The organism is Streptomyces sp. NPDC006476, from assembly GCF_040612015.1.
GTDB classification, from domain to species: Bacteria; Actinomycetota; Actinomycetes; order Streptomycetales; family Streptomycetaceae; genus Streptomyces; species Streptomyces griseorubiginosus_B.
The window spans coordinates 1-11,955 of the sequence record NZ_JBEXPK010000133.1; the positions used below are offsets into that span (position 1 = coordinate 1).

The 11,955-nt window shown below is 71.1% G+C and carries 15 protein-coding genes; all 15 read left to right on the forward strand.

All coding sequences use genetic code 11. The features are described from left to right. The first annotated feature begins 110 nt into the window (after positions 1–110). The 15 genes from ABZZ74_RS50245 (at position 111) to ABZZ74_RS50315 (ending at position 11,849) form a co-directional block, all read left to right on the forward strand. Positions 111–476, forward strand: coding sequence for a hypothetical protein (locus tag ABZZ74_RS50245; RefSeq protein WP_356950831.1), 366 nt, complete (start codon positions 111–113; stop codon positions 474–476). After that, entirely contained in the window at positions 473–790 is a 318-nt protein-coding gene (locus tag ABZZ74_RS50250) for a hypothetical protein (protein ID WP_356950832.1), read from the forward strand. Before ABZZ74_RS50245 ends, ABZZ74_RS50250 begins: the two co-directional genes overlap by 4 nt. A gap of 191 nt (positions 791–981) precedes the next feature. Then, positions 982–1,668, forward strand: a complete 687-nt coding sequence (locus tag ABZZ74_RS50255; RefSeq protein ID WP_356950833.1) for a hypothetical protein — start codon at positions 982–984, stop codon at positions 1,666–1,668. Further along, positions 1,661–2,113, forward strand: a complete 453-nt coding sequence (locus ABZZ74_RS50260) for a hypothetical protein (RefSeq protein ID WP_356950834.1) — start codon at positions 1,661–1,663, stop codon at positions 2,111–2,113. Before ABZZ74_RS50255 ends, ABZZ74_RS50260 begins: the two co-directional genes overlap by 8 nt. A 151-nt stretch (positions 2,114–2,264) precedes the next feature. After that, positions 2,265–3,314, forward strand: a complete 1,050-nt coding sequence (locus ABZZ74_RS50265) for a hypothetical protein (RefSeq protein ID WP_356950835.1) — start codon at positions 2,265–2,267, stop codon at positions 3,312–3,314. A 314-nt stretch (positions 3,315–3,628) separates the two neighbouring features. Continuing rightward, on the forward strand, positions 3,629–4,432 hold the full coding sequence (locus ABZZ74_RS50270; RefSeq protein ID WP_356950836.1) for a hypothetical protein: 804 nt from the start codon (positions 3,629–3,631) through the stop codon (positions 4,430–4,432). Between the two features lie 63 nt (positions 4,433–4,495). Beyond that, the gene (locus ABZZ74_RS50275) at positions 4,496–4,942 is read left to right on the forward strand and encodes a hypothetical protein (RefSeq protein ID WP_356950837.1); all 447 of its coding nucleotides are present in this window, start codon (positions 4,496–4,498) and stop codon (positions 4,940–4,942) included. Positions 4,943–5,072: 130 nt separating this feature from the next. Next, positions 5,073–5,309 (forward strand): hypothetical protein, encoded by a 237-nt coding sequence (locus ABZZ74_RS50280; RefSeq protein ID WP_356950838.1) that lies wholly within the window; start codon positions 5,073–5,075, stop codon positions 5,307–5,309. A gap of 84 nt (positions 5,310–5,393) precedes the next feature. After that, the gene (locus ABZZ74_RS50285; protein ID WP_356950839.1) at positions 5,394–5,765 is read left to right on the forward strand and encodes a hypothetical protein; all 372 of its coding nucleotides are present in this window, start codon (positions 5,394–5,396) and stop codon (positions 5,763–5,765) included. Between the two features lie 138 nt (positions 5,766–5,903). After that, positions 5,904–7,562, forward strand: a complete 1,659-nt coding sequence (locus ABZZ74_RS50290; protein WP_356950840.1) for a ParB N-terminal domain-containing protein — start codon at positions 5,904–5,906, stop codon at positions 7,560–7,562. A gap of 184 nt (positions 7,563–7,746) precedes the next feature. After that, positions 7,747–8,589: a hypothetical protein gene (locus ABZZ74_RS50295; protein WP_356950841.1), complete on the forward strand. Its 843-nt coding sequence runs from the start codon at positions 7,747–7,749 to the stop codon at positions 8,587–8,589. 87 nt (positions 8,590–8,676) lie between these two features. Further along, the gene (locus ABZZ74_RS50300; protein WP_356950842.1) at positions 8,677–9,834 is read left to right on the forward strand and encodes a DNA-processing protein DprA; all 1,158 of its coding nucleotides are present in this window, start codon (positions 8,677–8,679) and stop codon (positions 9,832–9,834) included. A 111-nt stretch (positions 9,835–9,945) separates the two neighbouring features. Beyond that, positions 9,946–10,842, forward strand: coding sequence for a hypothetical protein (locus tag ABZZ74_RS50305; RefSeq protein WP_356950843.1), 897 nt, complete (start codon positions 9,946–9,948; stop codon positions 10,840–10,842). A 26-nt stretch (positions 10,843–10,868) separates the two neighbouring features. Then, entirely contained in the window at positions 10,869–11,177 is a 309-nt protein-coding gene (locus ABZZ74_RS50310; protein ID WP_356950844.1) for a hypothetical protein, read from the forward strand. 165 nt (positions 11,178–11,342) lie between these two features. Further along, positions 11,343–11,849: a hypothetical protein gene (locus ABZZ74_RS50315; RefSeq protein ID WP_356950845.1), complete on the forward strand. Its 507-nt coding sequence runs from the start codon at positions 11,343–11,345 to the stop codon at positions 11,847–11,849. Positions 11,850–11,955: the final 106 nt, after the last annotated feature.

Here is an 11,955-nt window from a genome sequence, read left to right on the forward strand (position 1 = left end):
GGCTGGCGGGACCTGGAGACCCACAACGACGACGCTGCCGACCCCGGCGCCGCCGAGCGCGCCTCCGGCCGCGTCCGCGGTTACCCTCCAGCCCACCACAGGGAGCATGCGTGTTCTACGACGACGAGACCACGGCAGATGCGTTGCAGGCCGACCACGAAGCCCAATGGGACGCTGACCTGATACAGGCCGAGATGGAGGCCGCCGCGCGCCGTCTGGCCGCCCACGAGAAGGCCGGGTTTTGCACCCACCAGAGCGCCGTGGGGTGCATCCCCGAACCGGTCTATGAGGAGCAGATCGGGTTGAAGCCTGGACAGCTTCGCTGCACCTCCGGTTGCAACACGGTGTTCGAGTCGGACGAAGCATGGGAAGCCGCCTCAGCCGCGCCGGAGTCAAACCCCGTTCCACGCACCGGCCACCGAGGCACGACGCCGCTCCGTCGGTCGGACGACGCGGCGCAGAACGGGGGCGCATGATGCGCGAGACGCCGTTTCCCCGCCCGATGACCAGCGCGGAGGCCCGCGAACTGTGGCAGATCATCGGTCGCGTCATGGCCGACAGCGCCCGCGACGTCGCCAGCCGCACCGGTATCCCGCCTCAGCGCCTTGTCAAGACCGTCGCGCGTGACCTCGTCCTGCGCGACGTGACCGAAGTGTTCTTGCGCGCCAACGAGCGCGGAGCGCTCCCCATGCAGTCGAGCGCCGAGGCCCACGCGTACCTGACTCACGCACTGCTCACCTTCGTTGAGCGAGGCCGCGCCACAGTCCACCCCGCACCACCCCACCTGTAGGCGAGCCGGACGCCCCACCGGCCGCCCGCGAAAAGCGCGGAGCGCTTCCCGCCGCCTCCCCCGAGCGCGGAGCGCTCCGCGCCCCCTGCCGCGTAGCGGCAGCGCGACGCGTCTGCGGAGCAGACCGCGCGCACGCCAAACGTCACCCCGCCGCGCCCACACGCCGGCGCGCACACCCGAAGGGCCCTGCCATGCACTACTGGTGGAAGATCAAAGGCATCAGCGACGACCGCACCCAGTGCGACTGCTGCGGACTGAGCGGACTCAAACGCACGGTCGCCCTCATGCCGCTGGACGCCGACGGAAACGAGAACGGCACCGCCGAAGACGTCGTTCACTACGGCACGTCGTGCGCCGCCAAAGCACTCAGCTGGAGGCAGGGCAAGGTCACCTCAGCCGCCCTCACCGCCCAGCACAGGCGCAACGAACTCGACCACTACGCGCGCCGCATCATCAGCATCTACGCACCGATCGAGTCCGCCCCCGCAGCCGTTCAGGCCCGCATCTTCCTCCAGCGCAACCGCTACCCCCGTCCGGGGGTGAGCCCGACAAAGGAAGTGGCGAAACTTCTGGCCGAGGCACGCGCCCAGCTCAGCGCCCCTCTGACGGGCCCCGCCCGCCCCGCGCGGATCGAGGACTTCCAGCGCTTCACCGTCGTTGTCAGCCGCTCCGGCAGTGTCGACGGCGTACAGCGTGTGCCGGACGAGGAGGACAAGCGCCAGGAGCAGGCCACCGCCGCCCAGCGCCGCGCGGCCCAAATCAGCGGCAGCGTCCTGGTCGTGGCCGCACTGGACGTGGTCAGCGCGGGCGACGTGGCCATCGCCGACGAGGTTACCCGCGAGTGGAACGAGAAGGCCTGGCAGGCCGCCCATGCCTGAGACCACGCCCCCGCTGTACGTCGGAAGCCACGTCACCTACACCGGACCCTTCACCCGCATGCACGATCGCGTCCTGCTCGTCCTGCCCTGCGCATGTGAAAGCCGCTGCGAGCCCTGCAATGAGTGGGCCCTGATCACCGACGACCCCGAAGCGGACCGCGAACACTTCCTCATCGCCGACGAGGTGACGGGTGAAGCCGTCAAGCACGTCGCACGGGCACAGCTGAAGGTCCTTCCGTGGAACTGGCCCGAGGACGCGGTCGAGTTCAACATCAACGGCTACTGGTTCGCCGCCGCGTACACCGCGCCAGGAGGCAGCAGCAGGGCCCGCACCGTGCACTTTTACACCGCAGGGCCCCTCATGGGGCGCACCTGGTGCCACTTCCGCGAAGTGACACCAGAAGTGCGCCGCCTGGACGAGCAGGGCCGCTGCCGCGCCCTGTGAGCGCGCCCTTTCCCTCTCCCAAGGAGTGATCCGTCCATGCCCGCACAGCCTCAGCCCCCCATCTGCCGACGCCGCCACGGATACCGTGGCCACCGCTGGACCAGAGGGCCCCACCGCCGCCCCGGATCTCATCGAGGAGGCAACGCCCGATGTGCACGCACGGGTTGCAGCCGGCCCCCTGCGCCGCGCCCTCAACCTTGCCTCCCTGGCTGTCCGCGCCCGTCCCGAGCAGCCCGCTCACGCCGGAGTCACCCTCACCGCCCAGGGCAGCACACTCACCGTCGCCGCCTACCGCCCCTACGCGGACGGCGGAACCGACATCGCCGTCACGGTGTCCCTCGGGGCCGACCCCGGCGGCACCGGGCGCAGCACGCTCGACCAGCGCGAACTGACCCGTGTGCTGGACGCAGCCGTCAAGGCCGACGGTCCGGCGCAGGCCGCGCGCACGCCCGTCGATCTCCACGGCGCTAGCGTGTCCACGCCGGACGTCTCCGTTCCCGTCCGCTCGTACGTCACACCGGTGACCGCTGCGCCGCCCGTGGCACCCATCGTCGCCACCGTCGACGGCCCCGAGTTCTTCCGTCAGCTCACCCGCGTACTGCCGGTGGCTGCGAAGGACGAAACCTTGCCGGTCCTGACCGGCGTGGAACTGCGCGTGTCAGCGGGCACGCTGCGGCTGAGGGCGACAGACCGGCACCGCGCCGCCGAAACCGTCATGCCCGCCCAGCCCTGGGACCACCACGAGGACACCACCGCCTACCGCGCACTCATCCCCGGCGACGTCCTCCGCCAGGTGGTGAAGTCCAGCAGCCCCTACAACGGACCGGTGGCCATCGGCCTGCCCGACGAGACCGTCACGAGGACTGATGTGCTCCAGAACCCGCACCTGTGCGTGGCCACCCTGGAGTTCGGGCCCGCCACACTCACGGCGTGGCGGCTTGACGGAGTCGCGCCCCCCTCAGTGTTCGCCCCCATCGCAGACGGCGGTACCCTCACCCTCGACCGCAAGGACCTCATCCGGGCCGTCCGCAAGGCACGGGCAGTGGCCACGGCGAAGGGCGCCGCCGAACAGTGGGCCCAGGTCAGTCTCACCCACAGCGCCGAGGACGCAGGGGTGTTGCGCGTCGCCCCGCGGCTGCCGCAGAAGCACGAGCGGGACCGGACGACCGGTACGGCCGTGGCCGCAGTATGCGGAGAGTAGACCGCACCGCTGGGAGGCGCGCCCCTGATCACCACGGGCGGCTATCTGCTGGGAGCTCTGAACGCGTTCGCCAGCGAGTCCATCACCTTCCACCTGCCGCCCCAGCGCGACGGCCGCAATCACGCACCTTTCGCGATCACCGCTCCCGGCGAGCAGACCGAGGAAGGCCACCGGCAACTCCTTGCCCCCGTGCGGCTCTCCCAAGACTGAACGGGTTGCCCACCCTTCCGGTAAGGGCGTAGAATTATCAATGTCGGAAACGGGCGGCAACCCGCTCCCGACGCCGACCCACCACACCCTCAGAAGGAGCCTGCATGGACCCGCAATCCCTGATCATCGAAACCCCCTCCGGCCGCGTGCACGCTCACGCCGCGCCCCGAGGCGACGACGCCATCCTCTACACGCTGGGAGGCGCCCTGCGCGGCACCGTGCACGTCACCGGGACCCACCACCCGCACCACTGGGACCAGTTCACCGCACTGCGCGCCACGTTCGGATCTGCCGACGCCATGGCCGAGCTCCCGCCCGCCGATTCCCTGCCGCGGCTGAGCAACAGCACCGCCCGGCACACCGGCTACCTGCTCGCATGGGAAGGTCCGGCCGGGCCCCAGTGGGAACAGAGCCGGATCGAGTCCACGTCGGGCAGGCCGCCCTCCCCCAAGACCGGGGACACGCTCAGGACCGTCCTGCACGCCGTCACCGAGGACGCCAGCCGCCGCCCGGACCGGGCTCAAATCCTCGACGCCTCACGCGTACGCCAGACTCCCGCTCTCCTGGACTTCTTCGCGCTCTCCCGTCGCAACTCGGCAGCAGACATAGCCCGCTACGGGAGTCGCGCCGCCAGCGACCGGCGCCAGGCCCGGATCGTCACTGCTGCCTGGTGGGCCGCAGCACGGTGGCTTACCACGCACCCGCACCCCGTCCTCGCGCTTTTGCTGGCCGACCGGCCCGGCTCACTGGCCCGCCAGGCCCACGCCCTCGTGCTGGCAGCCACCGCGAACGAGGACGCCGCAGCCACGGAAGCGCGCCGTATGCAGCGCTTCGAGGCCGAAGCCGCCTCTTTGCGCTCCCAGATGCAGCCGCGCCGACGGATCGCCGCCGCCCGTCCCGCCCGCTGACCCCCAGGGCGGGGGTCCGACAGCCGACCACCGGGCCCCCGCCCGCCCACGGAAGGGATTTCCATGCCCGCCACGACCGGCGTCCCGCGCCGCGAACTCAGCGCCGACGAGGTCACCGTGACCACCGACAAGGGCGGCCGCCCCGTCGTGTTGCTGCCCGACGACATCATCGCCGCCCTCAACACCTCGTCCCGTACGGACGTCAGGGACTACGGGATCGAAGGCTCCGAGTCCCGCCACTACGCCGCCGATTCCTGGGAGGCCCGCACCGTCCAGACGATCTACAGCGCCGTCACAGCCAGCCCCGACATCGACGAGCGCGACAAGCGCGGCATCGAGTGCGGCTACTTCTACGGCGCCGTGATCGCCCACCGCCACTGGAACCACGAAACCCGCTGGTGGGCCGACTACACCGGACAGCGGGACGAGATGCCGCTGGGCGGCCTTATCACCCGGCGGGACTATCCCGGCCACCCCCAGCACATGAGCGTCTACTTCGGCGGCTCCTGAACCCTCCGGGGGCAGCCCGCCCACCGGCGCGCTGCCCCAGGCCCAGGCACTGCCACCACCCACGTTCCCCTACCGCCCGGCCGCGCCGGCCAATGACGCCAGATCGCGGCACCCGCCCACAAGGAAACCCGTGTTCCTCGTCGTCCCTGATCCCGCCCACGGCATCGTCGCCGCCCCCGAGTCCGACACAGACCTCGACCCCTTGACCCGGCAGGCCCTCACCGCGGAGGGCTTCACCTGGCACAGCGGCATCGAGGCGTATACCCGGACGCCCGGCAGCCGCGCCGCCGTCGACCGCACTGCCCTGATCCTCCGGGACCTGGGCCACTACGTGTTCGCGTCATGGACACCCCTCCCCAGAAATTGACCGGCCCCCCTGCCCCAGCTTGCCGGACACCCGTTGCCATCTGCGGCAGGCCAACACGGCACCGACCAGGAAAGAGCAGCCTCCATGACGGCTTCGCCCACCCCGCCCCTGCCCAACCGCCGCCAAACCCGCGGCTTTCTCGTCACCCTCTCGCTGCCGCCGACCCTCCCCGCCACCCGCTTGCAACAGTGCGATGTCTTCACTCTCCCCGAGCAGCAGGACCACCCGCTCACCGTCGCCGACGTGCGCCAACACCCGGACTTCACCGCCCGCCTGCTGATCGAACTGCGTGGCACGCTCCAGCCGCTCACCCTCAGGACCAGCGAACCGGTCCAGCCCCTCTCCATGCCCCGCCAGGTCACGCTCTCCTGCCAGCTGTGCCAGGCCACGACAACAACCGCCCTCGATCTCGTCGCCCATGGCGAACCGCAGACCTGGGTGTGCTCCCTGCACTGACACCCCGCTGCCAGGGCGTCCACCCTTCCAGATCAACGGTTTGACACCGCGTCGAGAGCGCGTAGAATTATCACTGTCGATTCGGGCGGCAACCCGAACTCGGCACAACCCACCAAGTGATCAAGGAGTAATCCTCACGTGAGCACCACACCCCAAGTGACCGCAGCCCTGCTGCGCACCGATCAGATCCACGCCAACCCGCGCAACGTCCGCCACAGCCTCAATTTGGACGACGAATTCCTCACCTCCATCGCGGAGAACGGCGTCCTGGTCCCCGTCGTGGTCGTGCAGCTGAACGCCGACACCCCGGACGCAGAGCCCGTCTATGAGCTCAAGATGGGACACCGCCGGCATGCGGGCGCCCGGTCGGGCGAGATCGAGTCCATCCCCGCGCTCATCCTGGACCCCTCGCTGCGCGAGGCAGGCCAGGACTACATCGAGCAGCTGATCGAGAACGATGCCGCATTCCGCCGCGCCCTCAGCCCGCTGGAACAGGCCGACGCCCTGTTCGGCGCGCTGGAGGAGGGAGCGAGCATCGCTACCGTCGCCCGCCGCACCGGCCGCAGCAAGGAACAGGTCACCCAGGCCGCCGAGGCCGCCAAGATGCTGGGCGCGGGCACCCGCACCGTGCTGGAGGCCAGCGACGCCTACGACCTCGATCTGGAAGTCCTCGCAGCGCTCGGCGAGTTCGACGACGACCCCGACGCCGTCGCCCGCCTGATCGAGGCCCACCAGAACGGCACCTTCCCCTACCAGCTCAGCCAGCAGCGCACCGAACGCGCCGAACGGATGGCACGCGAGACCCGACGCGCCGAACTCAAGCGCGACGGCATCCGGCTGTGGGAGGACGCCAGCAACCTCCCGCCGCGCGCGCAGTGGCTTGAGGACCTGGTCGACGCCGATGGTGAGGATCTGGACGAGGCCGACCACGTCCGCTGCCCCGGACACGCCGTGGTGTGGGACGACACCGGCAGCGCCGACCCGGCCGCCGTCGCCACCCTGTGCCTCAACCCCGCCGCCTACAGCCACTACACCCCCGGCACCGAACCCGCCGCCCAGACCACGCCCGCCGCAGCGCGCGCCACCAGCGACGAGGACGGCGCGGACGAGGACGAGACGGAGGAGCCGGAGGCGGACGAGGAGGCCAAGCGCGCGGCCGCCGAGGCCGCCGAGCGGGCCCGTGCCGAAGCCGAGGCCAAGGCGGCCGCCGAAACCGAGCAGCGCAGGCGCGAGCACCATCTCAAGCTCGCCGGTAACAAGGCCTACCGGGCCGCCATCGACGCCCGCCGCGCCTTCCTGCGCCAGCTGATCACCCGGAAGAGCGCGCCCAAGCCGCTCGCCGCATGGGTGACCCAGACCCTGTTGTCCTGCCCCAAGCCCGTGCAGTCCTGGACCGGCGACACCAGCCGGTCGGCGATCCTGGCCGACCTGCTCGCCCTCAGCGCCGAGGAAGGCAAGGCAGCCAGCGCCGAGGACCGGGCCACGTGGATCGGCAGCAGCGCCACGCCCACCCGTCTGCTCTTCGTCAACTTCGCGATCATCGCCGCCAGTTACGAAAAGCGGATCGAGCGGGCGAGCACGTGGCGCCAGGACCAGCCCGAGTGGGACTCCGAGGAGATCCGGGCCGACGCACGCGTGTACCTGAAGTTCCTCGCCGAACTCGGCCACCAGCTCTCCCCCGTCGAGCGCAACGTCATCGACGACACGCCGTTCGAGATCGAGGAGGAGCCCGCCGCGACGCCCCTCGACCACGCCGATGGCGACGAGGCCGCCCCCTCCGCCGACACCCAGGACTGAGCAACCCAGCCGGGGCGCCCGAGCCGGCGCCCCGGCCACTCCCCTGCCGTCCGGCCGCTCGCCATGGCGACGGCCCTGGCGGCGCCACGCTCGCGCTGCCGGCGCCTGCCCGCAGCCCGCGTCCCGCTCGTCTTCCGCAGCGCGCCCGGCGCGCTGCGGCGCCCTGCCCGAAAGAGGAACCGCCGTGTACGACGACCTGTCCCTGATCCCCGCCGATCTGCTGAGTCTGGTCCGCGCGACCGCCGCCGAACTCGACGGCGAGTGGACGGTCCAGGCCATCCTGAGCAGCCCTCTCGTGGTCCACCCCACCGGCATGCGCGTCCTGGTCCACCAGGAGGCCGGTCACGTGCAGCTCACCGCCCGCATCAGCGTCAGCACCGATCCACACACGCCGCTGGAGAAGGTCACCGCCCGCGTCGCTCTTGCGGGGCACTCCACCCCGGCCCGCCGAGTGGCCGACGCGATCCGCACCCGCTTCCTGCCCCGCTTCGGCTGCATGAACGTTGTCGCAGCGCTGCGCGTGCTCGCCCTGCCGCTACGCGGTGCCCGTATCCCCGCCATCGCCCACGGCACCACCCGACGCACCCTCATTGAGTACCGGCGTGGGGATCTCCGCAGCACCACCGTCGAATTCCAGCCCGGGGAGCGGCGGCCCCTGCAGGTCGTGATCCGCTCCCCGCGCGAAGGCCACACCCGCGCGGACGTCAGCCTCCCGCACCTGAGCCTGACGGACGCCGTCCGGATCACCGCCTCGGTGCTCCCCCGCGTCTGCACACCCGTCCCGGTACCCGGCCACCTTCCCGCCGAGGTACATGAACTCGCCGCCCGGCTGCCCGGGCTGACGGCCCGGCACGTCGTCAGCGACGTGCCACGGCTCACCGACCTGACCGACCTCAGCGGCCACCTCAACGTGCGCCACTTCCTGTCCGTCAAGGACACCGGCACCCGCTCATGGGCTGCCGTCGGACTGCACGACGCACCCGTCGCCACGGCCTACGCCCTGTTGTCCGCGTACGCCGCGAGCTGACCCGCACGTGCCCCGGCGGTACCCCGCCGGGGCCCTCTTCGCCCCCCTGGCCCCTGGCCATCACACGCACCGAACGGAGCACCGTCCGTGAACACCCCCACAGACCAGCGGCTGAATGAGCGCGCCGCCCGGGCCGCCCTGGCCACTCACACCACCCCCGCCGAAGTCGGCGCCCACCTGCCCGGATTCGACGCCGCCGCCGCCTGGTCCCAGCTCACCGGCAACGGCCGTCTGCGTCACTTCCATCCCATCCCCGCGCTCAAGGCCGCCCAGGAGAGCGCCCGATTCGTCATCCCCGGTGACGAGGACTGGCCCGAAGGACTTCACGATCTCGGCCCCGCCTGCCCGTTCGGTGTGTGGGTGAGGGGCACCGCCCCGCTGCGGCCGCTCCTGAAACGCACCGTCGCCCTCGTCGGCAGCCGGGCCGCCACTCCCGCAGCCGTCCGGGAGGCCCAAGCCTGCGGCTACGACGTGAGCGCCGGCGGCGGCACCGTCCTCGCCTCCCTCGCCTTCGGCGTCGAATCCGCCGCGCACCGCGGCGCCGGGATCGACAGCGGGCGCCTGGCCGTCATTCCGCGCGGACTGGACAGGTGTTTCCCCCGCGCGCAGGAGGCGCTGATGCGCAACATCCTCACGGGCCCGGGCCGGGGAGCCGTCATCAGCCTGTACGCGCCGGGCACCGAGCCCACCGCCCTCACCCTCGCAGCCAGCGCGGACGTCACGGCCGCTCTGGCCCGCGCGGTCGTTTTGGTCGAGGGCATACACCGCTCCGCGAGTATGCAGGCCGCCGAAGCCGCCCAACGCATGCAGCGCCCCCTGTTCGCCCTGCTCCCCCGCGACGACGACGGGTACAGCAGCGGCAACACGCGCCTGATCGTCACCGGACGGGCGAAGCCATGCCAGGACGCCCGAGCAGCGATCGCCGCTCTGGAGGAAGTTCCGCACGCCGCCGCCGAGCTGGTGACGGCCTTGCGCGCCCAGCAGGTGACGGCCTGGCCCGACGCCTCCCCTCTCGCCCAGTGGATCACCGTTCAGGCCGACTGCCACCGGCGACTTCGTATCACCGCAGGTCACCCCAACACACAGCGAACCAACTACCCGCCCGCCGAGCACTCCGGCTGGCACGCGGCCGAGCTCGCATCGGGTGGCATCAGCAGGACGGTCTACCGCTCCGCCTCCACCGATCTCACCGCCGACACTGCAGCCCTGGTCTCGGTCGTACGGCAATGGGCCGCCCAGACCTGACCCGCAACCGGGCCCGGGCCCACTCGGGCCCGGGCCGCCGGCGAACCGACCGGGGCCCCACACGGCCAAGGTCGACGCCTTGCTTCTCATCCCACGGAAAGGACCACGTCCATGCCGATCTACCTGCGTGAACCCGAACCTGCCCCCGGCGGACCCGACGGAAAGGGGTGGAACCGGCTGAGTCTCAACGCGCACGGGGGCACCGGCCCCCAGTGCGCCCTGCGGCCACGGCGCTGGGGCGCGCTGCTGGAATCCCAGGACACCCGCCGCGCCCGCTGGGGCGGGTTCGGCCGCTGCATCAACCGCGGACAGTGCGACGGCTGCCCCGTGCTCCAGGCCTGGCGCGGGCAGTGCACCGTCGTACCGCTCAACGCGCCACGTGCCCTGGTGCGCGTAGAGCCCCTCTTCGCGCCGGACACATTGGTCACCGGTCCCTCCGGCTACCGCCTGTGGGTCACCACCGGCCCGGAAGACCGCGACTTCCGCAACCGTCAGCCGTGGACCTGGGAGGACGCCGCACGCATCCGGGGCTGGGAACTGGGCAGCGCGTACCACGACGAGCACGGCGAGGGCTTCTGGCTGGAGCGCACAACGCGTGTTCCGGCCCAGGGCTGCGTCATCACAACCCGCGCCCGAGAATCCTTCACCCGGCACGCCTTCCGGACGGCCCGCTGCCGGCTCGCCCTCCTGCACTGCCCCGGCGAGTGCCGCCACGATGACGACCTCCTGAACGCGATCTCACACGCATGTCCCGGACCGGACGGCGCCAACGAGGAGCAGGTTGCAGTCCGTTGGACGCAGGCGGAACACGTGACACCGCCGCCTTCCGAGCACGTCCGCTTCTGCGTCGAAGTCCGCCCCATGAGCCTGAAGATCACCGCCATCGGCGGCGTCAACGTTGCACACACCCGCCTGACGCTGTCCGGGTCCGGCTGGAGTCCGGAGCGCGCGCGAGCAGCCGGCGACGCACTCCGCACCCACCTCTCCCCACCCCGCCCCGCCCCCTGACCACCGCACTGAAACGGATCAGACCGATGACCTCACGCATCGACCGGATCGCCACCGAAGGAACCGGCCGAGTCTTTCGCCGCCTTCACCTGGCCGACGGCCACTGGATCTCCATCAACACCGGCCCGGCCGCGACCGAGTTCGACGAAGTGTTCCTCTTCCCCGGCCTGGACGCACCCACCGACGAAGCCTGGGAGGACGAGGACAGCTGGGAGGAATTCCTCACCGGCGGCGAACTCGGCCGGGGCCGCCTGTTCCTCGGCGTCCCTGCGGACGCCGTACGCCAGCTCATCACGGACCACGGCGGCGAGCATGCCCACCAGGACAGCGACTGACCCGGCGATGCCACCCGACTCAAACGCCCGGACCGGTCCGTGCGCTTACCGCAACGGTGCAGGTCAGCGCAGCAGACCCGGTTGCCCCAAACCCCGTTAAGGCGTATAATTATCAATGTCGATCGGACGGCAATCCGGCGACAACACCCACCACTTGGAGGACCCGTGCGCCCACCGCACAGCACAGCAAGGAACCAACCGGCCCCTCTCACCGAGCAGCGGACACTGTTCACCATCACGTCCTTCGACGCCCAGGGAAACCGGCTCTACAGCACCCTCCCCCTCGACAGCGCCGCCACGGCCGCCCGCTGGCACGATGACCTCGCCGACAAACCGGCGACGCAGCGGATCACCATCACCGCGAACACCATCGAGCGCACCAAGCGCGTGATCGCCGTCGAGGAGCTTCCCGGCCGCGGCGAGCCAACGCCCCAGCCCGCACTTCCCAAGCACGCGCACACGGTCCTGCGCTACTACCGCTTCAGCTCGGGCCCGCCGGTGCTGCGCACCGGCGACGAGGCTCGCGCCTGGCTCAAGCGGACCACCGAACAACAGCAGCACCCCACCCCGCACACCGTGCGCGTGGACCTGAACCAACTACGGCTGTTCGACGTCACGTTGACCGAACACGCTCGGCTGCTCACCTTCGCCGAGCTCAACGCTCTCATCTGAGCCAGCCGATCGTGCGGCAGGGCTCCTCCGGCGCCCCGGCCGCCGTCAACTTGGCGGACATGTACGAGAACCACCGTCCGGGCTGGGTCTCCCGGGTGCGCCGCAC